General features: G+C 72.1%; 21 protein-coding genes and 2 tRNA genes. 8 read left to right on the top strand and 15 right to left on the bottom strand.

What is annotated here, in order from left to right:
- Positions 1 to 152: 152 nt before the first annotated feature.
- The 4 genes from FDM97_RS05595 to FDM97_RS05610 all read left to right on the top strand — a co-directional run bounded on the left by FDM97_RS05595 (position 153) and on the right by FDM97_RS05610 (position 4,461).
- Positions 153 to 743 carry a lytic polysaccharide monooxygenase auxiliary activity family 9 protein gene (locus FDM97_RS05595; RefSeq protein WP_137989147.1) on the top strand — a complete coding sequence of 197 codons (591 nt, stop codon included), beginning with the start codon at positions 153 to 155 and terminating at the stop codon, positions 741 to 743.
- 25 nt (positions 744 to 768) lie between these two features.
- Positions 769 to 2,415: an AMP-binding protein gene (locus FDM97_RS05600; RefSeq protein WP_137989148.1), complete on the top strand. Its 1,647-nt coding sequence runs from the start codon at positions 769 to 771 to the stop codon at positions 2,413 to 2,415.
- Between the two features lie 127 nt (positions 2,416 to 2,542).
- Positions 2,543 to 3,868, top strand: coding sequence for a sensor histidine kinase (locus tag FDM97_RS05605; RefSeq protein ID WP_137989149.1), 1,326 nt, complete (start codon positions 2,543 to 2,545; stop codon positions 3,866 to 3,868).
- Entirely contained in the window at positions 3,799 to 4,461 is a 663-nt protein-coding gene (locus tag FDM97_RS05610; RefSeq protein WP_137989150.1) for a response regulator, read from the top strand. Before FDM97_RS05605 ends, FDM97_RS05610 begins: the two co-directional genes overlap by 70 nt.
- Positions 4,462 to 4,554: 93 nt before the next feature.
- On the opposite strand, the gene FDM97_RS05615 is transcribed toward FDM97_RS05610, so the two are convergent.
- From FDM97_RS05615 to ehuB, 6 genes are all read right to left on the bottom strand, one after another.
- Positions 4,555 to 4,628 (bottom strand) — tRNA-Lys (locus tag FDM97_RS05615).
- Between the two features lie 78 nt (positions 4,629 to 4,706).
- Positions 4,707 to 5,465 (bottom strand): IclR family transcriptional regulator, encoded by a 759-nt coding sequence (locus tag FDM97_RS05620; protein ID WP_137989151.1) that lies wholly within the window; start codon positions 5,463 to 5,465, stop codon positions 4,707 to 4,709.
- A gap of 167 nt (positions 5,466 to 5,632) precedes the next feature.
- Entirely contained in the window at positions 5,633 to 6,385 is a 753-nt protein-coding gene (locus tag FDM97_RS05625; RefSeq protein WP_137989152.1) for an amino acid ABC transporter ATP-binding protein, read from the bottom strand.
- Positions 6,375 to 7,025, bottom strand: a complete 651-nt coding sequence (gene ehuD / locus FDM97_RS05630) for an ectoine/hydroxyectoine ABC transporter permease subunit EhuD (protein WP_137989153.1) — start codon at positions 7,023 to 7,025, stop codon at positions 6,375 to 6,377. The genes FDM97_RS05625 and ehuD overlap by 11 nt, the downstream gene beginning before the upstream one ends.
- On the bottom strand, positions 7,022 to 7,681 hold the full coding sequence (ehuC, locus tag FDM97_RS05635) for an ectoine/hydroxyectoine ABC transporter permease subunit EhuC (protein WP_137989154.1): 660 nt from the start codon (positions 7,679 to 7,681) through the stop codon (positions 7,022 to 7,024). Before ehuC ends, ehuD begins: the two co-directional genes overlap by 4 nt.
- Positions 7,678 to 8,544, bottom strand: coding sequence for an ectoine/hydroxyectoine ABC transporter substrate-binding protein EhuB (gene ehuB / locus FDM97_RS05640; RefSeq protein WP_175439041.1), 867 nt, complete (start codon positions 8,542 to 8,544; stop codon positions 7,678 to 7,680). The genes ehuC and ehuB overlap by 4 nt, the downstream gene beginning before the upstream one ends.
- A 115-nt stretch (positions 8,545 to 8,659) precedes the next feature.
- On the opposite strand from ehuB, the gene FDM97_RS05645 reads away from it, so the two are divergent.
- Together FDM97_RS05645 and FDM97_RS05650 are read left to right on the top strand one after the other, a co-directional pair.
- A complete protein-coding gene (locus tag FDM97_RS05645) occupies positions 8,660 to 9,730 on the top strand; it encodes an LLM class flavin-dependent oxidoreductase (protein ID WP_137989155.1) in 1,071 nt (356 codons plus the stop codon).
- Positions 9,731 to 9,975: 245 nt separating this feature from the next.
- Positions 9,976 to 11,691, top strand: coding sequence for a glycosyl hydrolase family 18 protein (locus FDM97_RS05650; protein ID WP_137989156.1), 1,716 nt, complete (start codon positions 9,976 to 9,978; stop codon positions 11,689 to 11,691).
- A gap of 74 nt (positions 11,692 to 11,765) precedes the next feature.
- Here the strand turns inward: FDM97_RS05650 and FDM97_RS05655 are convergent, their stop codons facing one another.
- Positions 11,766 to 13,748 (bottom strand): putative bifunctional diguanylate cyclase/phosphodiesterase, encoded by a 1,983-nt coding sequence (locus FDM97_RS05655; protein WP_284440281.1) that lies wholly within the window; start codon positions 13,746 to 13,748, stop codon positions 11,766 to 11,768.
- 353 nt (positions 13,749 to 14,101) lie between these two features.
- On the opposite strand from FDM97_RS05655, the gene FDM97_RS05660 reads away from it, so the two are divergent.
- Positions 14,102 to 15,352: a M6 family metalloprotease domain-containing protein gene (locus tag FDM97_RS05660; protein WP_175439375.1), complete on the top strand. Its 1,251-nt coding sequence runs from the start codon at positions 14,102 to 14,104 to the stop codon at positions 15,350 to 15,352.
- 58 nt (positions 15,353 to 15,410) lie between these two features.
- Here the strand turns inward: FDM97_RS05660 and FDM97_RS05665 are convergent.
- From FDM97_RS05665 to FDM97_RS05680, 4 genes are all read right to left on the bottom strand, one after another.
- A tRNA-Lys gene (locus FDM97_RS05665) sits at positions 15,411 to 15,484 on the bottom strand.
- Complete coding sequence (locus tag FDM97_RS05670) at positions 15,475 to 16,182, bottom strand: bifunctional DNA primase/polymerase (RefSeq protein ID WP_137989157.1); 708 nt, start codon at positions 16,180 to 16,182, stop codon at positions 15,475 to 15,477. The genes FDM97_RS05665 and FDM97_RS05670 overlap by 10 nt, the downstream gene beginning before the upstream one ends.
- Positions 16,183 to 16,383: 201 nt before the next feature.
- Positions 16,384 to 16,740, bottom strand: a complete 357-nt coding sequence (locus tag FDM97_RS05675; RefSeq protein WP_137989158.1) for a hypothetical protein — start codon at positions 16,738 to 16,740, stop codon at positions 16,384 to 16,386.
- Positions 16,741 to 16,868: 128 nt separating this feature from the next.
- A complete protein-coding gene (locus FDM97_RS05680; protein WP_137989159.1) occupies positions 16,869 to 17,483 on the bottom strand; it encodes a TetR/AcrR family transcriptional regulator in 615 nt (204 codons plus the stop codon).
- A gap of 68 nt (positions 17,484 to 17,551) precedes the next feature.
- On the opposite strand from FDM97_RS05680, the gene FDM97_RS05685 reads away from it, so the two are divergent.
- Complete coding sequence (locus FDM97_RS05685; RefSeq protein ID WP_137989160.1) at positions 17,552 to 18,142, top strand: peroxiredoxin-like family protein; 591 nt, start codon at positions 17,552 to 17,554, stop codon at positions 18,140 to 18,142.
- A gap of 13 nt (positions 18,143 to 18,155) precedes the next feature.
- Here the strand turns inward: FDM97_RS05685 and FDM97_RS05690 are convergent, their stop codons facing one another.
- From FDM97_RS05690 to FDM97_RS05705, 4 genes are read right to left on the bottom strand one after another with little or no spacing between them, the layout of a single operon-like run.
- Entirely contained in the window at positions 18,156 to 19,493 is a 1,338-nt protein-coding gene (locus FDM97_RS05690; RefSeq protein WP_137989161.1) for an AAA family ATPase, read from the bottom strand.
- The gene (locus tag FDM97_RS05695; RefSeq protein WP_137989162.1) at positions 19,490 to 21,079 is read right to left on the bottom strand and encodes a hypothetical protein; all 1,590 of its coding nucleotides are present in this window, start codon (positions 21,077 to 21,079) and stop codon (positions 19,490 to 19,492) included. Before FDM97_RS05695 ends, FDM97_RS05690 begins: the two co-directional genes overlap by 4 nt.
- A complete protein-coding gene (locus FDM97_RS05700) occupies positions 21,070 to 22,191 on the bottom strand; it encodes a hypothetical protein (protein WP_137989163.1) in 1,122 nt (373 codons plus the stop codon). Before FDM97_RS05700 ends, FDM97_RS05695 begins: the two co-directional genes overlap by 10 nt.
- A complete protein-coding gene (locus FDM97_RS05705) occupies positions 22,115 to 23,029 on the bottom strand; it encodes a phosphatase PAP2 family protein (RefSeq protein WP_137989164.1) in 915 nt (304 codons plus the stop codon). The genes FDM97_RS05700 and FDM97_RS05705 overlap by 77 nt, the downstream gene beginning before the upstream one ends.
- Positions 23,030 to 23,103 lie beyond the last annotated feature (74 nt).

Consider the following 23,103-nt stretch of genomic DNA (forward strand, 5'->3'; position numbering starts at 1 on the left):
GGTCTGGACACGGCCAACTTCCGTCAATACCTTGTTACTTGGTCTAGACCGGAATAGGCACTACCGCAGAACCACCGCAGAACTACCGCACCACCACCGCACGCGTGCAGCACGGGTCACAGAACTCCCCCACGTTCACCTGGAGCGACAGCATGCGCAAAAAGATAGGCGTGGCGGCGGTGACGCTCGGCGTCGCCGGCGCCTCCCTCTTCGCCACGAGCACGGCCAGCAGTCACGGCTACACCGACCTCCCCATCAGCCGCCAGAAGCTCTGCGCCAACGGCACCGTGACCAACTGCGGCGGCATCCAGTGGGAGCCGCAGTCGGTCGAGGGCCCCAAGGGCTTCCCGGCCGCCGGGCCCGCCGACGGCACGATCTGCGCCGGCGGCAACTCCCGCTTCGCCCAGCTCGACGACCCCCGGGGCGGCGCCTGGCCCACCACGAGGCTCACCTCGGGCCAGAGCCACACCTTCCGCTGGCAGTTCACCGCCCGCCACAGCACCACCGACTTCAGGTACTACATCACCAAGAACGGCTGGAACGGCACCCAGAAGCTCACGCGGGCCGCCCTCGACCCGCAGCCGTTCCTCACCGTCCCGTACAACAACCAGCAGCCGCCGTCCACGCTCTCGCACTCCGGGACCATCCCGGCGGGCAAGACGGGCCGGCATCTGATTCTGGCGGTCTGGACGATCGCGGACACCGGGAACGCCTTCTACGCGTGCTCGGATGTTCAATTCTGACGTCTCGTCAGTTACCGTCCGGCGTATGACCGTGGCGGAGCTCGTGCAGCGTCAGTGGGGCGACCACAGGGTCGGACTGAGGACGCAGGACACGGTCCTCACCCACCACCAGGTCGCCGCCGGAGCCGCCGCGCGGGCCGCGCTGCTCGTCGATCTGCTGCCCCGGGGTGCCGAGCCGCACCTCGGGGTGCTCCTCGACAACACGCCGGAGTTCCCGCTCTGGCTCAGCGCGGCGGCCCTCGCGGGGGCCGCCGTCGCCGGCATCAACCCCACCCGGCGCGGCGCCGAACTGGCCCGCGACATCCAGCACACCCAGGTCAGGATCCTGGTCACCCAGCGCGCGTACCTTCCCCTGCTCGACGGGCTTCCCCTGCCGGGCGTACGCGTCCTGGTGACCGACACCGACGCGTACCGGGAACTCCTGGTCCCCTTCGAGGGCGCGAAACCGGGCGAGGCCGTCGCCCGCCCGGTGCGCCACGACAGCCGGCTGCTGCTCTACTTCACCTCCGGCTCGACGGGGGCGCCCAAGGCGGCGATCTGCAGTCAGGGACGGCTCGCGGCGGCGGGCGCGTCGCTGGTGGAGCAGTTCGGCGTACGGCCGGACGACGTCCACTACATCTGCATGCCGATGTTCCACGGCAACGCAGTGATCGCGGACTGGGCCCCGGCGCTCGCGGCCGGCGCGGGTGTCGCACTGCGGGCCCGGTTCTCGGCCTCGCGCTTCCTGCCGGACGTACGGGAGTTCGGCGCCACCTACTTCACCTATGTGGGCCGGGCGATCCAGTACCTCCTGGCCACCCCGCCCGGCCCCGACGACCGCGCGCACGGACTGCGGCTCGGCTTCGGTACGGAGGCGGGGGCGGTGGACGCGGCCCGTTTCGAGGAGCGGTTCGGGGCGAGGCTGGTGGAGGGGTACGGCTCCTCCGAGGGCGGCGCGGCGATCCGCCGGACGCCGGACACACCGGCGGGTGCCATCGGGCGGGCGGCCCCGGGGGACGACCTGGCGGTCGTGGACCCGGAGTCCGGCGAGGAGTGCGAGCCCGCGGCCTTCTCGCCCACCGGCCGGCTCCTCAACGCCTCCTCGGCGATCGGCGAGCTGGTCAACCGCGGCCGCAACCCCTTCGAGGGCTACTGGCGCAACCCCGGGGCGCAGGCGGCCCGCCTGCGCGGAGGCTGGTACTGGACCGGGGACCTCTTCTACCGCGACGCGGACGGGTTCCTGTACTTCGCGGGGCGTACGGACGACCGGCTGCGGGTCGACAGCGAGAACCTCGCGGCGGCGATGATCGAGCAGATCCTGGCGCGGTGGGAGCGCGCGGCGGGCGTCGCGGTCTACGCGATACCGGACCCGGTGGCGGGGGACCAGGTGATGACGGCGATCGCCCTGCGCGAGGGCGCCGCGTTCGACCCGGCGGCCTTCCAGGAGTTCCTCGCCGCCCAGCCGGACCTGGGGACGAAGATGCCGCCGCGCTTCGTGCGCGTGGTCCCCGCGCTCCCGCTGACCGCGACGAACAAGATCCACCGCGTGGCGCTGCGCCGGGAGTCCTTCCTCTGCGAGGACCCGGTCTGGTGGCGCCCGACGCCGACGGCCCCGTACGAACGCCTGACCATGGACGCCATCGCGTCCCTGCGCGACGAGTACGCCGCCCACGGCCGCCCGCTGCCGTCCTAGCTTCACTGTCGTGGGCATACGTTCCGCGGGGCGACGGGCGCCCCCCGGGGGGTAGTGCCAGGCATACCTCCTGCCCACCCGCCAGACCGATGGCCCCGCACCGCGACCGCCCCCTACCGTGATCCCCATGGAGCCCCGTACCCCCTGGCAGGCCCTCACCCGCGGCCGATACGTCCGCACCGGCTGGCCCTGGCGGGCCGTCGGCTATCTCGGCAGCGGCGTCGTCACCGGGGCGATCGCACTCGCCGTCCTGCTGCTCTTCGGGGTCCTCGCCGTCGTTCTCGTCGGAATCCCCCTCCTCCTGCTCACCGCCCTCGCCCTCGGCGGCGTCGAGCGGCGCCGGCTCCGGCTCGTCGACCTCGACCCCGCCGCCGATCCGCACCGGGTCCCCGACGCCCCCGGCCTGGCCGCCTGGCTCCGCGTACGGGTCCGGGAGCAGGTCACCTGGCGGGAGCTCGCGTACGCCGTGCTGCACGCCACCGTCCTGTGGCCGCTCGACCTGCTCGTCCTCGCGGTCGCCCTCGGGCTGCCCGCCGCCCTGCTGAGCGCGCCCCTCCGGCTCGCCCTGGACGGCCAGGAGACCAAGGTCGTCAAGGCCTACCTGGTCACCTCCTACCCCCAGGCCTTCGCCGCCGCCCTCCTCGGGGCCGCGCTCCTCGTCGTCCTCCTCTACCCGCTCGGGGCGTTCGCCGGGGCCCGCGCCGCCCTGAGCCGGGCGCTGCTCGCTCCCCGCGAGGCCGAGCTGCGGGACCGGATCGGTGAGGTCACCGCCTCCCGGGCCCGGCTCGTCGCCGCCTTCGAGGCCGAGCGCCGGCGGATCGAGCGCGATCTCCACGACGGCGCCCAGCAGCGCCTGGTCGCTCTCACCATGACCCTGGGCCTCGCCCGGCTCGACGCCCCGCCCGGCCCGCTCGCCGACCAGCTCGCCAAGGCCCACGAGGAGGCCGGCCAGGTCCTCACCGAACTGCGCGAACTCATCCACGGCATCCACCCGCAGGTCCTCGCCGACTACGGCCTCGCCGCCGCCCTCACCGACGCCGCCGACCGTTCCGCCGTCCCCGTGGACACCACGGACATCGACCTGCCCCGGCTGCCCGCCGCCGTCGAGAGCGCCGGCTACTTCGCCGTCTGCGAGGCGCTCGCCAACATCGGCCGGCACAGCGGTGCCACCAGGGCCCGGATCAGCGCCCGGCACGCGGCCTCCCTCACGATCGAGGTCGAGGACGACGGCCGCGGCGGCGCCACCGCATCCATCAGCGGCTCCGCCGCGGGGTCCGCCGGAACCGGCCTCACCGGACTCGCCGACCGGCTCGCCGTCCTCGATGGCACACTGACGATCATCAGCCCGGCCGGCGGCCCGACCCTCCTACGAGTGGAGATTCCTTGTCCCGCACTGCCCGATCGCTCCGCGTCGTCCTCGCAGAGGACAGCGTCCTCCTCCGCGAAGGGCTGATCGGGCTGCTCGCCCGCTTCGGCCACGAGGTCGTCGCCGCGGTCGGCGACGCCGACGGACTGCGCGCGGCCGTCGCCGAGCACGACCCGGACATCGTCGTCACCGACGTCCGGATGCCGCCGGGGTTCCAGGACGAGGGGCTGCGCGCCGCCGTCGCCCTGCGGGCCGACCGCCCCGGTCTGCCCGTGCTCGTCCTCAGCCAGTACGTGCAGCGGACCTACGCCGCCGATCTCCTCGACGCGGGCGACGGGACCGGGGTCGGCTATCTCCTGAAGGACCGGGTCGGCCAGGTCGAGGAGTTCCTCGACGCCCTCACCCGGGTCGCCGACGGCGGCACGGTCGTGGACCCCGAGGTCGTACGGCAGCTGCTGCGCCGCCACCGCGACCCGCTGGAGGCGCTGACCCCGCGCGAACGCGAGGTTCTCGCGCTGGTCGCCGAGGGGCACTCGAACGGGGAGATCGCTCGCCGGCTGGTCGTCACCGAGGCCGCCGTGGGCAAGCACATCGGCAACATCCTGGGGAAGCTGAACCTGCCGCCCGCCGAGGACACCCACCGCCGGGTCCTGGCCGTGCTCACGTACCTGAGGGCTTGAGGGCTTGAAGGCCTGAGCACCTGAGGGCCTGGGGGCCGGGAAAACGGAAGCACGAAGAAGCCCCCCGCCTGCGCGAGGGGCTTCTTCCGTCTGTGCGCCGCCAGGGACTCGAACCCCGGACCCGCTGATTAAGAGTCAGCTGCTCTAACCAACTGAGCTAGCGGCGCCTGCTGACAGAGAAAATACTACCTGGTCCCGAGGGGTGCTCGTGACCACCCCTCGGGACCAGGTCTGCGCAGCGTTTCTCAGATGGCCAGCGAGAGCACCACCGGGGCCGCCCGCCGGTTCAGCGTGTCCGCCGCCGAGCGCAGCCGGTGGGCGTGCTCGATCGGCAGGGAGAGGGCCAGGCAGCCCACGGCCGCGCCGGCCGTCAGCGGCACCGCCGCGCAGACCGTGCCCACCGCGTACTCCTGCAGGTCGAGCACCGGGACGGTCGGCGGCTGGCTGTCCAGCTTGGAGAAGAGCACCTTCTCGTTGGTGATCGTCCGGGAGGTCAGCCGGGCGATCTTGTGACGGGAGAGGTGGTCCCGGCGGCCGTTCTGGTCCAGCTGGGTCAGCAGGCACTTGCCGACCGCGCTGGCGTGCGCGGCCGAGCGGAAGTCCACCCACTCGTTGACCTTGGGCGTGCGCGGGCCGTCGGCGAACTGGGTGATCTTCACCTCGCCGTCGATGTACCGGCTGATGTAGACCGCCGCGCCGACGGAGTCGCGCAGCTCGGTCAGTGTCTCCTGCAGCTTGCCTTCCAGCGCTTCGCGGCGGGTCAGACCGGAACCGAGGAGGACAAGGGAGTCGCCGATCACATAGGCGCCGTCGGCGACCTGCTCGACGTACCCCTCGCGACGGAGCATCAGCAGCAGGGACGACAGATGGGCGACGGGCAGACCGGTCTCACGAGCGATCTGGACGTCCGTCACCCCGCCACCGTGCCGTGAGACCGTCTCAAGGACGCGCAGGGCGTATTGCACCGAATGGAACGGCGCGGTGGGCTCGGGCTTCAGCGCCACGGTTTCCCCCTACCAGGTTGTGACCGCAAGCTTCCGTACCACGATAGCCGTCAAGCTCCGTTTTCGGGGCGGCTGTTGGCGAGATTGATGCGGCGCCCCAGCGCCGTACGCTGGGGCGCACCACCCTGGCATATGCCATGGTCAAAGCTGTGCGGTAGAGGCTGAGGTCAGAGCACCGCACCGAGAAACTCGCGGGTACGATCATGGTCGGGATCCGAGAAGATTTTTTCTGGAGAACCGGACTCGATCACCCTTCCCGCGTCGAACATCAGTACCTCGTCCGAGATGTCACGGGCGAAGTTCATCTCATGCGTCACACAGATCATGGTGATGTCCGTGGTCCGGGCGATCTCCCGGAGCAGATCCAGCACACCGGCCACCAGCTCCGGGTCGAGCGCCGAGGTCACCTCGTCGAGCAGGAGCACCTTCGGCTCCATCGCGAGCGCCCGCGCGATCGCGACCCGCTGCTGCTGACCGCCGGACAGCTGCGCGGGCCTGGCCTCGCACTTGTCGGTCAGGCCGACCAGGTCGAGCAGTTCGCGGGCGCGCGCCTCGGCCTCCTCGCGGCTCCTGCCGAGGGCGCGGACCGGCGCCTCGGTGAGGTTGCGCAGCACCGACATGTGCGGGAAGAGGTTGAAGTGCTGGAAGACCATCCCGATCTTCTTGCGGGCCTCCCGCCGTTCCTTCTCGCCGGCCGGGTGCAGCAGACCGCCGTTGACCCGGATCGTCCCCGAGTCGGGCTTCTCCAAGGTCATCAGGAGCCGCAGGATCGTCGTCTTGCCGGAACCGGAGGGTCCGATCAGGGTGACGTGCTTGCCCGGCCGGACCGAGAAGCAGAGATCGTCGAGGACCGTCTGGTCCCCGAAGCGCTTGGTGACGTTCTCGAAGCGGACGAGCGGATCGATGGTTTCAGTGGGCAAGGCGGCGCTCCAGAGTGCGGACGAGCAGGGAAGCGGGATACGCGATCAGGACAAAGGCCACACCGACCACCGTGAGCGGCTCGGTGTACTGGAAGGTGGCCGCGGACTCCAGCCGCGACTGCTGGAGGAGTTCGAGCACGCTGATCCCGGCGAGGAGCGGGGTGTCCTTCAGCATCGCGATGACGTAGTTGCCGAGCGCGGGCGCGATCCGGCGCAGGGCCTGCGGCAGGATCACCGCGAGCCAGGTCCGGTGCCGGGGCAGGCTGAGCGCCGTCGCGGCCTCCCACTGCCCGGCCGGTACGGCGTCGATGCCGGCCCGGTAGACCTGCGCGGTGTACGTCGAGTAGTGCAGTCCGATCGCGAGCGTGCCGGTGGTCAGGGCGGAGAACTGCACGCCCCACTCCGGCAGGACGAAGAAGAGGAAGAAGAGCTGCACGAGCAGCGGCGTCGTGCGGACGAACTCGGTGACGGCGTTCACCGGCCAGCGCACGAACCTGCTGCGGGCCCGGAAGCCCAGCGCCCACACCAGACCCAGCGTGAACGAGATCAGCGAGCCGAGCACCAGCACCTGAAGGGTGACGAGGAGGCCGTCCCAGAAGCGCGGCAGGAAATCGGCCACCGCGGACCAGTCCCAGTTCACTTGGCCACCACCCCCAGGTTCGCCTTGGTCCGTCGTTCGAGGGCCTTCATCGAGCGGGTGATCACCAGCGCGATCACGAAGTAGACGAGGAGGGTCACCGTGTAGATCCCGCCGCTCTCCTGGGTCGCGAGCCGCACCAGATACGCGGCGAAGGACACGTCCCCCACGCCGAGCAGCGAGACAAGGGCGGTGCCCTTGAGCAGCTCGACCAGCAGGTTGCAGAAGGAGGGGATCATCTCGGGCACGGCCTGCGGGAGCAGCACGAGCCGCAGCCGCTGCCAGGGCGTGAAGCTGAGCGCGACGCCCGCCTCGCGCTGCGCCTTCGGTACGGCGTTCAGGGCGCCGCGCACGATCTCGGCGCCGTACGCCCCGTAGGAGAGGCCGAGCGCGAGGATCGCCGCCCACATCGGGACGAGCTGCCAGCCGGCCAGCGGTGGCAGGACGAAGAAGAGCCAGAACATGAGGATCAGCGCGGAGGTGCCGCGGAAGACCTCGGTGTAGAGCCCGGCCAGGAAGCGGACGGTGCGGGAGCGGTGGGTGCGGGCGGCGCCGACGGTGAAGGCGACCAGCGCGGCGAGCGCGGCGGAGGCGATCAGGAGCTGGAGGGTGATCCAGATGCCGGGCAGGACCCAGTTCTGCCAGAGGCCTGCGGTCATCGGCACAGCTCCTCGGCGGTCAGCGTGGTCATCTCGGCCTCGGTGAAGCCGAAGGGTCGCAGGATCCGGAAGAGTTCGCCGCTCTTCTTCATCGTGTGCAGTTCGGTGTTGAAGGCGTCCCGCAGGGCGGTGTCGGTGGGGCGGAAGGCGAAGCCGCCGCCGTCGATCTTCCGCTTGCCGTCGACGACGGCGGCGAAGGCCTCGGTGGCCTCGGCCTTGGCGGACTTGCGGACGACCGAGCGGGCGGTGAGGGCGGTGGCGGCGAAGACGTCGACACGGCCGGACTCGACCGCGTTCAACCCGGCGACCTGGTCCTGGAGGATCACGATGTCCTTCTCCGGATAGCCGGCGGCGACGGCGTAGCCGATCTCGGCGTACCCGCTGCCGGTCGCGAAGCGGGCCTTCGCGCGCACCACGTCCTCGTACGAGCGCAGGTTCTTCGGGTTGCCCTTGCGCACGATGAAGGAGTCGAGCATCTGGTACTCGGGGTCGGCGAAGATCACCTGCTCGCAGCGCTGCCTGTTGATGTACATCCCGGCGGAGACCACGTCGAACTGCTGGGAGTTGAGGCCGGGGATCAGCGAGGCGAAGTCGGTGGCCACGGGCTGCACGCGGTCGATGCCGAGCCGCTGGAAGACGACCTTGGCGAGCTCGGGGGCCTCGCCGGTGAAGGCGCCCTGCTCGTCGACGTAGCCGTACGGCACCTCGCCCGCGATGCCGAGACGGACCGTCCGCTGGGATCTGAGCCGGCCGAGCGTGTCGCCGGAGGCGACCCGGGCGCAGCCCGCCGCGCCGACCGCCGCCGCGGCCGCCGTCCCCCACAGCAGCGTTCGTCGCCGTATCTGATGTGTTGTTCGAGGCATGGGCGCGCGGCTACCCGAAGCTGAACCAGTCATTCCTGCGGAATAACCGGAGACACCCTCCTGTTCTGTGGTGTCGTACGTACGTCATGGACTTCGGGCAGAAGGGTCGTCAAGGGTGAGCGACGCGATTCGGGGCACGGCACACGGGGATTCGCCCGTACCGCTGTCCGTACTGGACCTGGTGACCGTCGGCGACGGGTGGACCGCGCGCCAGGGGCTGGCCACCAGCGTCGAGATCAGCAAGCTCGCCGAGCGGCGCGGCTTCCACCGCCACTGGATCGCCGAGCACCACTCCATGCCCGGCGTCGCCTCCTCCGCGCCGGCCGTGATCCTGGCCCATCTCGCCGCCCACACCCGCCGCATCCGGCTCGGCTCGGGCGGCGTCATGCTGCCCAACCACGCCCCGCTGGTGATCGCCGAGCAGTTCGGCACGCTGGAGGCCCTCGCCCCGGGCCGGGTCGACCTCGGGCTCGGCCGCGCGCCCGGCACGGACGGGGCCACGGCCGCCGCCCTGCGCCGGACGCGGACCGTGGGCGAAGGCGCCGACGACTTCCCGCAGCAGCTCGTCGAGCTGACCCGCTTCCTGGACGACGACTTCCCCGACGGGCACCCGTACGCCCGGATCCACGCCGTGCCCGGTCCCGTGCAGGGGCCCACCGGGCGGCCGCCGATCTGGCTGCTCGGCTCGTCCGGCTTCAGCGCCCGGCTGGCCGGCATGCTCGGCCTGCCGTTCGCCTTCGCCCACCACTTCTCGGCGCAGAACACCGTTCCGGCGCTCGACCTCTACCGGGACTCCTTCCGCCCCTCGGAGGTCCTCGACGCGCCCTACGCGCTCATCGGCGTCTCCGCGCTGGCGACCGACGACCCGAAGGAGGCCCATCGCCAGGCGCTCACGGGCGCGTTGTCGATGCTGCGGCTGCGCACCGCACGGCCCGGCCTGATCCCGTCGCCGGAGGAGGCGGAGGCGTACGCCTTCACCCCGCCGGAGCGGGAGTTCGCGGACCGCTGGCTCGCGAACATCGTGCGCGGCTCGGCGGACGAAGTGCGGACAGGTCTGGACGATCTGCTCAAGCGGACCGGTGCCGACGAGCTGATGATCACGACCCACGCGCACAGCGGCGATGTCCGGCTGCGGAGCTACGAGTTGATCGCGGACGTCTACGGACTGCCGGACGCCGTCGAGTAAAACCTGGGTTTCGGAGGCCGGTTGGTTCGACCCGGAACGGCCGGTTCCGCCATCCCTAAGTGAACCTTAAACCGCTCGTCACCTGTGGTGGCGAGCGGTTCTGTTGTGTGCTGCACGGCTCTGACAAGGGCTTTCTCGCGCCAATTGGTCTAGTCCTCAATCTGGTTCAGACCATTGACGTGCCGTTCACGCGGGGGCTATCACTGCTCCATCCCGTACCGCGCCACTCCCCTCGGAGGCAGCACGTGCACCCCCGTAAGCCATTGATCGCCGCGCTGGTCAGCTCGGCCCTCGCCGCCGGCGCGCTCGCCGCGACCGTGGGCCTCGGCTCCGCCCAGGCGGCCGACACCGCCACCACCGCCTCCACCGGCGGCGTGAAGATCGCGTACTACGACCAGTGGAGCGTGTACGGGAACGCCTTCTACCCCAAGCACCTCGACACCCGGGGCATCGCGGCCAAGCTGGACGTCATCAACTACTCGTTCGGCAACATCCACCCGACCGAGCTCACCTGCTTCGAGGCCAACAAGGCGGCCGGCGACGACGCCAACCCCAACGCCGGTGACGGCGCGGGCGACTCGTACGCCGACTACCAGCGCTCCTTCTCGGCCGCGGACAGCGTCGACGGCATCGCCGACAAGTGGGACCAGCCCATCGTGGGCGTCTTCAACCAGTTCAAGGAGCTGAAGGCGAAGCACCCCCACCTGAAGATCAACATCTCGCTGGGCGGCTGGACCTACTCCAAGTACTTCCACGACGCGGCCAAGACGGACGCGAGCCGCAAGAAGTTCGTGGCCTCCTGCGTCAAGCAGTACATCCAGGGCGACCTGCCGGTCGAGGGCGGCTACGGCGGTCCCGGCACCGCCGCCGGCATCTTCGACGGCATCGACATCGACTGGGAGTACCCGGGCTCGCCGGACGGCCACCTCGGCAACCACTACGGCCCCGAGGACAAGGCCAACTTCACCCTGCTCCTCGCCGAGTTCCGCAAGCAGCTCGACGAGTACGGCGCGGCCCACGGCGGCAAGAAGTACCTGCTGACCGCGGCCCTGCCGGCCGGCCAGGACAAGATCAAGCACATCGAGACGGACAAGATCGGCGCGTACCTCGACTACGCGAACATCATGACGTACGACATGCACGGCGCCTGGGACGGCGACGGGCCGACGTACCACCAGTCCCCGCTCTACTCCGGTTCGAACGACCCGACCGACCCCATCGCGCCGGGCACCGAGAAGTACTCGATCGACAACGCGATCGACTCCTGGATCGACGGCAAGCCCGCCTACGGCATCGCGGGCGGCTTCCCGGCGAACAAGCTGACGCTGGGCTACGAGTTCTACTACCGCGGCTGGAAGGGCGTCCCGGCCGGGACCACCAACGGCCTCGCGCAGCCGGCCACCGGCGCCTCGGCGGCCCGCCCGGTCAGCCAGCAGGCGGGCATCGCGCACTACAAGGAGCTCGGCGGCATCGTCGACAACGCGGCGACGACCTTCTGGGACGACCAGGCCAAGTCGGCGTACTTCCACAAGGACGGCGAGTTCTTCACCGGCCTCGACCAGCGGACCATCCAGGCCCGCGCCGACTACGCGCACCAGCGCGGCCTCGCCGGCGCGATGATGTACTCGCTCCTCGGCCTGGACACGAACACCACGCTCTTCAACCAGATCGTGGCCGCGGTCGGCTCCTCCCCGACCGAGCCGACCCCGACGCCCACCGCGCCGACCACGCCTCCGACCACGGAGCCGACGCCCACGCCGACCCCGACCCCGACCCCGACCCAGACCACGACCCCGCCGACCGGCTGCACCGCCCCGGCGTACGTGGCCGGCACGGTCTACACCGGAGGCAGCCTCGTCTCCCACAAGGGCCACACCTGGAAGGCCCAGTGGTGGACCCAGAACGAGGAGCCGGGCACGACCGGCGAGTGGGGCGTCTGGAAGGACCAGGGCGCCTGCTAGTCCCTCGCTGAGATCACCAGACCACTGCCCCCGCCCGGATGTCCCTCCGGCCGGGGGCAGTTCCATGCCTGCCTTCAGACGGGGAGCGGCGCGGACCCGATCAGCTCGGCGATACGGTCCGGGGCCACCGCGCGCGAGTACAGCCAGCCCTGCCCGGTGTCGCAGCCGATGCGCCGCAGCCGAGTCGCCTGCCCTGCCGTCTCCACGCACTCGGCGGTGACCGTCAGACCCAGCCGGTGGGCCAGCTGGACCAGGGCCTCCACGATCAGCTCGTCCGCCGGGTTGGCGTGCGCCTCGTCCTGGAAGCCGCGAACGAACGATCCGTCCAGCTTCAGGACCGAGACCGGCAGCCGGCTCAGATAGGCCAGGTTCGAGTAGCCGGTGCCGAAGTCGTCGATCGCGATCCGCACCCCCATGTCGCTCAGCGCCTGGAGCGCCTGGAGCGGGCGTCCCGCCGAGCCCATCACCGCGGACTCGGTCAGCTCCAGCTGCAGCAGGTGCGGCGCGAGGCCTGTCTCCGCCAGGATGCCCGCCACGTCCGCGACCAGGTCCGAGTCCCAGACCTGCCGTACGGCCACGTTGACGCTCACGAACAGCGGCCGCTCGCGCGGATGGTCGTTCTGCCACTGCCGGGCCTGACGGCAGGCCGTGCGCAGCACCCACCGCCCGAGCTCGACGATCGAGCCGTCCTCTTCAGCAATTCCGATGAACCGATTCGGCGCGAGCGAGCCGAACTGCGGGTGGTTCCAGCGCACCAGCGCCTCCACCCCGTGCACCGATCCGTCCGAGAGCCCGACCAACGGCTGGTACTCCAGCGCGAACTCGCCGCGCTCCACGGCCGGGCGGAGGGTGGAGGAGAGCGCCTGACGTGTCATCCGGTGCGCGTTGCGCTCGGGGTCGAAGAGGGTCCAGCGGGCCTTGCCGTCGGCCTTCGCCCAGTACAGCGTGGTGTCCGCGGCCTGCATGAGACACGTCGCGGTGGTGCCGCGGGCGCCCCGCTCCACCACCCCGATCGACGCCGAGACCGAGAGCCGCTGCCCGGCCAGGTCGAAGGGCCGCTGGAGCGCGCACAGGACGGACTGCGCCAGATCCGCGAGCTGTTCCGTCCCCGTGGAGTCCTCGACGAGGATCGCGAACTCGTCGCCGCCCAGGCGTGCGACCAGGTGTCCGCCGCTCCTGGTGTAGCCGTCGCTGTCCGCGCACTCCGTCAGACGGGCGGCCACGGCGGCCAGAAGCCGGTCGCCGACCCGATGCCCGAGCGTGTCGTTGACCGCCTTGAAGCCGTCGAGGTCGAGATAGATGAGACCGATCCGCCCTGTTCCGCCATGCCCGTACGACTCGTGTGACGTCTCGGACCCGTACGACGAACGGATATCGGGGAGTTCGTCGTCCTGGGAGGCCGTCTCCAGGGCCGCCGAGAGACGTTCGAAGAACAGGGTGCGGTTGGGCAGCCGGGTCACCGGATCGTGCATCTGCAGGTGGCGCAGCCGGGCCTGCAGTTCGCGCCGGTCGCTGATGTCCGCGACGGACATCAGGACGCGGCGGCTCTCGGGCACGGGGGAGACCGTGACCTCGGCCCACAGCGAGCGTCCGTCGGGGTGCTTGAGCCGGCGCGTGCAGCGGAAGCGGGAGCGGCGGCCGCGCAGCACCTCGCGGTAGGCGTGCCAGGTGCGGCCGTCGGCGGCGAGGTCGACGAGGTCGGCGGCGGCCTGTTCGCGCAGCGCGCCGGTCTCGGTGCCGAGGAGGGAGCCGAGCGCGTCGTTGGCGGAGACGACGAGGCCGTCCTGGTCGACGATGGCCATGGCGAGCTGGGAGGCGCGGAAGGCGGCGCAGTAGTCGCGGAGCTCGGCGGCGCGTGTGTCGCCGCGTTTCTCACGAGGATCGCCGTGGGGATCGCCGTGGGAATCGCTGCGGGGAGCCTCGCGAGGATCGTTGGGCGGATCGCTCGGGGATTCCGCGTCGACCGTGGGGTCGATGTGACGCTCCGTGATCACGGGCGTGGGCTCCCGTGCGGGCGAGAGCTGGGTGTGCACCGGTCCTTCGGGGGTTCCGTTCACCGCTCGCTCCCGTAGCGCAGTTGGGCCGTACAGACGTGGTCGGGGATGGTCGGCCAGGAAAGTGTGCCGATCATAGAGGCAGACCCGGGGCCGTTCCAGCTCCTTCGGCGCCCCGCGGCCCCGCGGAGGCTGTGAGCCTCGTCGCCGCCTCGCCCGGCCGATCGTTTCTGCGCGGGTCTGACGCGGGTCGGCTGCGGCCTGACCGATTGTGACGTTCCGTGAGTCGTCGAGGGCTCGTGTCGCGTCGACGCCGTGTCGTCGGCTCACCCGGCTGGGGGAGCGGAAAAGTGCGAAACATCTCAAACCATCACAAGGTGGGTGGGGTGTCCCGCATTCCGGAGCCGGAGGTCCACGTGAGGGGTCAGCAGACACCCGAGGGAGTGGAACGAGCGCGGCTGCGTGCCACGGCCGCGGCCTTCACGTCCCTGATGGCACTCGCCGCGACCGGGCTCGTGGCGGGCCCCGCCGTGGGCGCCCCCTCGGCGGGGCCGTGCGCCCTGCCGCGTACCGCGGCCCATCACTCCCTCGGCCTGGACACCTGGAACGGCGCCTACCCGAAGCCCGTCCGCTCCCTGGACGCGGTCATGATCTTCCTTTCCTTCCCGGACTCCCCGCCGCTGACCAGCCCCGACGAACTGGCCGCCGACTACTTCCCCGGCACGAGCGACTTCTTCCGGCGCGCCTCCTACGGGCGCTTCACGCTGCGCCCGCACGCCCAGCGGGAGTGGACCCGGATGCCGAAGGCGTCCACCGCGTACGCCATACAGCGCGACTGGGACGCGCGGAAGCGCACCGCCTATCTGCGCGACGCGATCGCGGCGGCGAACCGCACGGTCGACTTCTCGCGGTACGACATCGTCTACCTGGTCGCCGACCCGGACGCGCCGGGCGTGGACTCCGACGCCACGAAGGTCGTCAACCTGGAGCATCCGCTCACGGTGGACGGCAAGGAGATCAGGCGGGTCGTCACCGTCTTCGAGCGGCACCCGCCGGACCGCAACGTGCTGGCGCACGAGACCGGGCACGTCTTCGACCTGCCCGACCTCTACCACCGGCCGATGGACGGCAAGGGCGACTGGGACACCCATGTGGGGGACTGGGACGTCATGGGCAGCCAGTTCGGCCTCGCCCCGGAGCCCTTCGGCTGGCACAAGTGGAAGCTGGGCTGGCTGGAGCGGCGCCAGGTGACGTGCGTGCAGGGGCCGGGCACCCGCCTGTTCAGCCTGGAGCCGCTGGCGGCGGCGCCGGTGGCCGGCGGCACGGTCGGCAACCGGCTCGCGGTCGTACGGACGGGTACGGGCACCGCGCTCGCGATCGAGGCGCGCGGCTCGACCGGCAACGACCAGGACACCTGCACGGAGGGTGTGCTGATCTACCGCGTACGGAACGAGGCGGCGTCCGGGGACGGGCCGATCGAGGTCGTGGACACCCATCCACGGACCGAGGCCTGCCGGGAACGCTCGGTGTACCCGCCGCTGGCGGACGCGCCGCTGGGGGTGGGGGAGACCTTCACGGTGCCGGGGGAGGGCGCGCGGGTGGAGGTGGCGGACCGGTCGACCGCGGGGGTGTGGACGGTGAAGGTCACGGTGCCGGCGGAGTCGTAGACGGACGAGCGGACATGCGAGAAAGCCCCTCGCTTCCGCGAGGGGCTTTCTCCGTCTGTGCGCCGCCAGGGACTCGAACCCCGGACCCGCTGATTAAGAGTCAGCTGCTCTAACCAACTGAGCTAGCGGCGCCTGCTGACGTCGTAGACCTTAGCATCCTGATCGGCGGGAGGAAAAATCGATACCCGCACGTCGGCCGCGGAGGCCGCCCGGACCGCCCGGACCGCCCGGACGCAGGCCCAGAGCATGACCTCGGGCCCCGGCAGCCAGGGGTGCCGGGTGTCGGGGGCGACGACCCAGCGGGGGCCGGCGGGCTCCAGCGGGGTGAGCGGGGGGATGGTCACGGCGTCGCCGGTGCCGTGGCAGAGCGGCGGCGGGACGGGCGTGCCCCACTCTCCCCCTGACTTCGTCGGGGGGTCCCCCACCCAGTGGAGCAGGGACGATAACCGCTGGGCGGTGCCGGGGGAGGCGAAGAGCAGCATCCGGCCCCGGTGCACGGCCACGGGCCCGGTGCCCGGGCCCTCCGACCAGAGCCGGTCGAGCATCCGGCGCCCGAAGATCGTGTCCACGTTCACGACGTCGAAGACCGTCCCGCAGGGAAGCACGGCGGGGGCGGTGGGCCGGGCCTCCCAGAGCGCGAGCGTGGAGCGCGGATACGCGGCGGCGGAGGCGAGCCAGTCGGCCCCGGCGGCGGTGACGTGCGCGGAGTGGTGCCGCCCCTCGTCCCGGTCCCGCAGGAACCGGAAGAGGTCGGCCCGGTCGGTCCGCCGCTCGTCGGTGTCGCTCTGGGCGGGGCTCAGGGGGGTCTCGTCTCGCAGCCATGCGCTCATGGAGCCAGATCTACCGGGAGTGACGACCCGGTTTCCGTGTGTTGCGGGAAACCCGGACAGGGCGGGTGCGGGAGGAGTATCTTTCGCCCCGGTCATATGCCAGGCAGAGGTGGCTCCCCGCATGGCGCGGGTCGTCCCGCCCGTGCGTCCGGCCCGTGCGGCCCGCCCCGTTCGTCTCGCCCCCGTTCGGCGCGCCCCGGGTCAGTCGTCCGTGGGGGTGCCGCCCGTACGGATCAGGTCCCGGCCGAAATCGATCATCCGGCGCGCGTAGTCCTCGGTCCACTCCGCCCGCTCGGCCACGTCCGCCGCCGTCAGCCGGTCGAACCGGCGCGGGTCGGCGAGCTGGGCCGCCGCGATCGCCTGGAACTCGATCGCCCGGTCCGTCGCCGCGCGGAAGGCCAGAGTCAGCTCGGTCGCCCGGGAGAGCAGCTCACGCGGATCCTCGATCGACTCCAGGTCGAAGAAGTGCTCCGGGTCGGCGGTCGCCTCGGCAGGCTCGAAGATCAGCGGGGCGGGCCGCAGGCGCCGCTGTTCGTTCCGCTCCGCGGATTCCGCCATCGTTCTTCTCCTCCTCGCATGCACGCGGCCCGGAGTCCCGGGCCGACTTCCATTGTCCCGCGCCGCGCAAGAGGGCGGGGAGCGGTCGGCCACGTATCGGCCGCGTACCGGCCGCGTATCGGCAGGCGTCAGCGGTCGAGGCCGCGGAGGAACACCGCGAGTCCGCCGGAGAACTCCCGGTCGGGGCCCAGCGCGCGGGCCTGCCGGGCGGTCTCCGACATGTGCGGGAACCGGTCCGGCGGCAGCTCGGAGATGGCCACCGTGCCCTCGCCCGACAGGGGGCCGAGGTGTTCGAGCTGGATCGCGCCGATCACGTACGCGAGCAGGCCGCGCAGGGCGACGACCCGCCGCTCGCCCTCGATGCCCGCCTCCGCCAGGAGTCCCAGCACCGACTCCGGCCAGCGCAGCAGCGTCGGCGACCGGTGCCGGTGGGTGAGGGTCAGCGGGAGGACCTCGGGATGGGCGGCCATGGCGTCGCGCAGCCGGCCGACCATGACCTCGATCCGTTCCTGCCAGGGAGCGTCGGTGGCGGGCGGGGTCGTGTCGACGGCGCTCAGGACGCGCTCGACGACCAGCGCCTCGAGTTCGTCGCGGTCGGCCACGTACCGGTAGAGGCCCATGGTGCTCATGCCGAGCTCCTTGGCGACGGTACGCATCGACAGGCCGGCGAGCCCGTCGCGGTCGATGACGGCGAGGGCGGCGGCGGCCAGTCGGTCCGGGGTGAGGGAGCGGGGGCGTGGCATGGGTTGACAGCGTACGCCATACGCCTACGCTGATGGGAGTACACCGTACGCCTACGTGGAGGTGTTCCATGGCCCTGCCCGGAAAGCAGCTGCGGCCCGGTACTTCGGCCCCCGTCCGCACGCTCGAACCGCTCCTCGGGCCCCCGGTCGCGGTCCCGGACCCCGAACGGCTGATCCACCTGCAGTTCCGGCGCTTCGCCGGCTGCCCCGTCTGCCACCTGCACCTGCGGTCCGTGGTGCGGCGACACGAGGAGATCGAGGCGGCCGGGATCCGCGAGGTCGTGGTCTTCCACTCCCCGGCCGAGGAGCTCCACCCGCACCTGGACGGCCTGCCGTTCCCGGTCGTCGCCGATCCGGGCAAGCGGCTCTACACCGCGTTCGGGGTGGAGTCCTCGCCCCGGGCGCTGCTCGATCCCCGGGCGTGGGGGTCGGTCGTCCGGGCCGTGGTCACCGGCATCCGGGAGGTGCTGCGCGGGCGCGCCCGCCCGCCGGTGCTCCGCCCGGAGGGCGGACGGTTCGGACTGCCGGGCGACTTCCTGATCGGGACCGACGGCCGGATCGTCGCCGCGAAGTACGGCGAACACCTCGACGACCAGTGGTCGGTCGACGAACTCCTCACCCGGGCGGCCGCGGCCGGACTCACCCCCACGACCGCCTGACCCGCCCTTTCTGTCAGGGCCGCCACGACACGCGGTGCTCCGCCAGATGCGAGAGCACCGCGTGGTTCGCCTCCCAGCCGTCAGGGAACTTGACCGTGACGCCCAGCTGCACCGGCTCCGTCGAGGGGTGGTCGTCCAGGAGGTCCGCCACGCCCGCGCGGCAGACCACGACGCAGGCGTGGCGGTGGCGGGAGGCCAGCACGCACAGGCGGCCCGTCTCCAGGTGGAAGGCCGTCGCGTCCGGGCGGCCCGACAGGGGGTGGAGGACGACCGTCACGTCGTACTCGCGGCCCTGGAGACGGTTCGCGGTGTCGACCGTGACGCCCGGGACGCCCAGCTCCGCGAGCGCCGCGCGGACCGCCGCCGCCTGGTCGCGGTGGGCCGTGCCGACCGCGATCCGGTCGGGGGTGAGGGGGACGGGGTCGGGTGAACGCTCCGAGACGGCCGCCCCGCCTCGGTCCAGGAGCCGGCGCACCACCAGCGCCACCGCGCCGACCGCCTCGGGGTCCGTGCGCGGGGTGTGCCGGGCGGGAAGCTCCAGGAGGCCCCACCCCGACTCGGCGGCCTCGTCCAGGACCCGGTCCGGGCCCGAGCCGTCCGACGGCACCCCGAAGGACAGCCGCCGGTCGCCGTGGTCCGTGCCGCTGCGGAACCGGGTGTACGGATAGAACGCGTCCGACACCAGCGGCGCCGCCGACGCCGGAAGCCGCCACGACACCGGCAGCCGATGCTGCGGCAGGTCCGGGTTGTGCGCGAGCAGCGTCGAGACCGCGCTCGCCGACGGGTCGTACGAGAGCCCCGCCCACTGCTCCGCGCCCACCACCGAGAACGGGTCCAACTGCCCCGGGTCGCCCACGAACAGCGCCCGCTCGAAGAGCCCCGCCACCGCGAGCAGCGCGTCCGAGCGCATCTGGTACGCCTCGTCCACGATCGCGTGCGCCCACGGCTCGACGTTCTTCACATGCGCCCACTTCGCGGCGGTCGAGATCGTCACCGGAAGCCCGGCCAGATCGCCCGCCTTCGACGACTTCCGTACGTGCTCCAGCTCGTCGAGCGCCTTGTCGTACGGATCGCTGTCGTTGGAGTGCAGCCGGCCCACCGGAAGGTCCGGCTCCTTCTCCGCGAGCCGCAGCACCAGGTCGTCCACCTGCGCGTTCGTCTGCGCGACGACCATCAACGGCCGCCCCGCCGCGGCCAGTTCGAGCGCGGCTCGCACCACGAGCGTCGACTTGCCCGCGCCCGGCGGCGAGTCGACGACGACTCCGCGGGCGTCACCGTGCAGGGTGTCGGCCAGGATGCCGGCGGTCGCCTTCGCGGCCGCCGACGAGGGGTCGAAGACATCGGGGGTCACAGCAGGTCCTCCGTGGTCACGGCATCGGGCAGCTCGGCGGTGTCGGAGCGCGGAGGCCCGCCGTGCGTCCAGGGCGTCTCCTCCGGGTCCGGCAGCTTCGCGCCCACCCGCTGGTCGTGCTCGAAGAGCGTCCAGGCGATCCGCTCGCCCTTCTCCGGCACCGAACCCTCCGCGGGCTCCTTCGACCGGCCCATCTTGTCCATGACCCGCAGCACGAGCGAGCCGTCCTCCTCGTACCGTACGAACTCGGCCGTCTGCGGCTTGCCTTCGAGCGAGCGGTACACCTTCACCCTCTCGCCCAGGTGCGGCCGGTCGTCCGTGCGGACCGTGAGCAGCGGGCGCGGCGCGGGCCGCTTCGACTCCGACCAGGCCATCGTCACCTCCACCACCTCGGCGACGAACGCCTCGCCTGCGAGCCGCCGCCCGGCGAGCACCAGCGGATCGTCGAGGGCCTCCTGCGCCTCCAGCTGGCCCTGCGCGGACTCGCGCGCCGCCAGCTTCTGGGCCGCCGTCACCGCGTCGTCGCGGCGCGGCTGCGGCGGCTCGCCCGCCACGACCCGGTCGCGGTGCCCGGTGAACGACCAGCGGTCGCGCGTCCAGCGGTCCGCCACCCGCGCGCCCTCGGGAAGCTCCCGCAGCAGGTCGAGGGAGCGCCACACCGCGTCCCAGGTCGGCTTCAACTGCGAGACGATCAGCCGCCGGATCTCCCGCTCCGCCCGGTGCAGTTCGGCCAGCCGCTCGTCCGCGCTCGCGCCGTCCTCCGCCGCGCCCAGCGCCTGCCGGGCCCGGTCGAAGCGCTCGATCGCGGGCGCGAGGAGACGGTTGTCGAAGGCCGGGTCGGTCGCCGGACCGGCGGGCGGGCACAGCAACCGCCCCTCCCCGTCCCGCCCGAGCTCGGCCCGCAGCGCCGCCTCCGCGCCCGACTGCCCCTCCGGGGGATCGATCCAGGCCAGCAGCGCGCCCAGGTGCTGGTCCTCCAGCGAGGACTGGCCGGTCGCCCAGTGCCGGTTCAGCAGGTCCGTCGCCGAGAGCAGCAGCGAGGAGCCCGGCACCCGGGCCCGCTCCCCGAAGTGCGTCAGCCAGCGCCCGAGGAGCGGCACCCGCGGCGGCGCGGGGAACGGCGTCTCCGGGTCCTGCTCCGCCGTCCGCCGGAACCGCGTCGAGCGCCCCAGGAGCCGTACGTACTCGATGCCCGCCCGGCTCGGCACGATCATCTGCGCCGCGTCCGCGCACAGTTCGACCTCGACCTTGACCTTCTTCCCGGTCTCCGGGTCGCTCTCGTTGCGCTCCGCCGCCTCGACGACATCGCTGAACGAGTCGACGTACGGCAGGACTTCCTCGGCCAGGTCGGCGAGGAACGCGAACCGCAGATCCCGGTCGCGCGGCTGCGCCACGACCAGGAGCCGCGGCTCCTCGCGGTCGGTCCCGACCAGCGCCCCGAGCGGTGCGCCCGCCTCGCCGGCGGTGGTCAGCGGTACGAGGACGAGGGGCCGGTCCGACAGGTGCCGGTGCCGGACCGTGGCCAGCGACTGGGCCCGCCCCGACTCGACGGCCTCCAGACGGGCGAGGGTGGAGATCAGCGACATGCGATCGCCTCGCCACGCAGCGCCTGCGCCCTCCGCAGGGCCGCCACCGTCGGATCGTCCGGGTCGCCCGCCTCGCCCCGCGCGGCCGCCAGGACGTCCCCGACCGTCGTCAGCCCGCCCAGCTCACCCCGTACCGACCGGCCCAGCGCCTCCACCGCGCCCGCCGCCCTTGCCCGCTCCCGGCAGTGGAAGGCCAGCTCGCAGGAGGACAGGCACTCCGGCGCGTACGCGTGCGGAACCGACTCCACCGCCGCCGTCAGCTGCTCCGCCGAACACCCCTCCACATCGAAGGTGACCCCCTCCGGCAGCTCGGCCGCGATGTCCTCGATCCGCGTCAGCCGGGTCAGCTGCCGGCGGGTCACCGACAGCTGCTTGCGCACGTCGACGACCGACGCCGTCGGAAGATTGGAGAAGTCCTTCGGACAGACCAGGAGCACCGAGTGCGCGACCTCGGCGCCCTCGGTCACCGCCGCCACCCGCTCCAGGGCCAGGACGTACACCGCCGCCTGGCGCGCCGCCGCCCCCACCTTCGACGCGTCCGCCGAACCGTCGATCATCGGGAAGGACTTGATCTCCACGACCGTCCACCGCCCGTCGGGGTGCACCACCACCGCGTCGGGCTCCAGATACGCGGGGGAGCCCGCCACCTCCAGGGCCAGCATCGGATGGTCGAGCAGAGCCCAGCCCCCGGCCGCGGTCGCCTCGCGCAGCGCGAGCGCCGTGCGGGCCGCCCGCCCCTCGGGCCCGGCCGCCGCCAGATCCGGGACCCGCACCGCCCCGGGCTCCTCGATGCCGAGCAGGCGCAGCAGCTCACGCCCGCCGTCCGCCTTGACCTTCGCCTCGAAGGCGTTGCCCCGCATGAACGCGAACTGCGACTGCCCGAAGGCCGCCGGTGAGCCGAGCTTCGCCGCGAGCGCCGTCTTGTCGACCCCGGCACCGTCCAGCAGCGCGCGCCGCCGGCAGCCGGGGTTCGCGGCCAGCGCCGCCAGCGCCCGCGCATCCAGCGGATGCGGCACGGCGGCCGGTCCGCGCAGCTCAGCGAGCTGCTGTCGGAGTGTCGTCTGCGGAGACCGAGGAGATCGAGGAGCTCCGCTGCCCAGGGATTCGCTCACCCGCGGAAGTCTCCCATCCGCCACTGACATTCCGGCGGCGATCCCACCCGACGGACGTACGGATCCGGTCCGCGAGCCGGTCCGCGAGCCGGTCCGCGAGCCCGTCGGCGAGCCGCATCACGGGCGCCGTGAGCAGCAGCCCGAGCCCCATCACGGCCGCCCCCGCGACCGCGTCGAGGAAGTAGTGGTTCGCCGTGCCCATGACGATCAGCGTGGTGAGAAGCGGATAGGCGACACCAAGGACCTTCATGAGCGGCGTACGCCCGTACCGCCACAGCATCACCCCGCACCACAGCGCCCAGCCCACGTGCAGGCTCGGCATCGCCGCGTACTGGTTCGTCATCGCCCCCAGCCCGCGCGGCGCGCTGGCCTCGGCGCCCCACCAGCCGTACGAGCTGAACTGCGCCATCGTGTCGACGAAGCCGTGGCGCGCGTCGAGGAGCCGGGGCGGGCAGGTCGGCAGCAGGGAGAAGCCGACCAGACCGAGGAGCGTGGACACCATCAGCCAGCCGCGGGCCGCCCGGTAGCGGCCGGGCCGGCGGCGGAACAGCCAGACCAGCACGGCCGGGGTGACGAGATAGTGCAGGGACGCGTACGCGAAGTCGGCGGGGATCCCCAGGGCGGGCGTCTCGGTGAAGAGCCGGTTGAGCGGGTGCTCCGCGTTCAGCCGCAGCGACTTCTCCAGATCGAGGATCGCCAGACCGTGGTCGACGGCGCTGCGCACATCACCGCGGACGAGCAGCCGGCCGCAGGAGTACGCGCCGTACACGACCCCGATGAGTATCAGCTCGGTCCACCAGCGTGGCCGGTGCCCGACGGCGTCGGCCCTCTTCCTCATAGGTGTGTCCCCCCTGGGTCGTGACCTTGGAGGGGACGCCGGAGCAGGGCGGGAGGTTGCCCGCGCGTTGCCGC

The sequence above is a fragment of the Streptomyces vilmorinianum genome, from assembly GCF_005517195.1.
Classification (GTDB): domain Bacteria; phylum Actinomycetota; class Actinomycetes; order Streptomycetales; family Streptomycetaceae; genus Streptomyces; species Streptomyces vilmorinianum.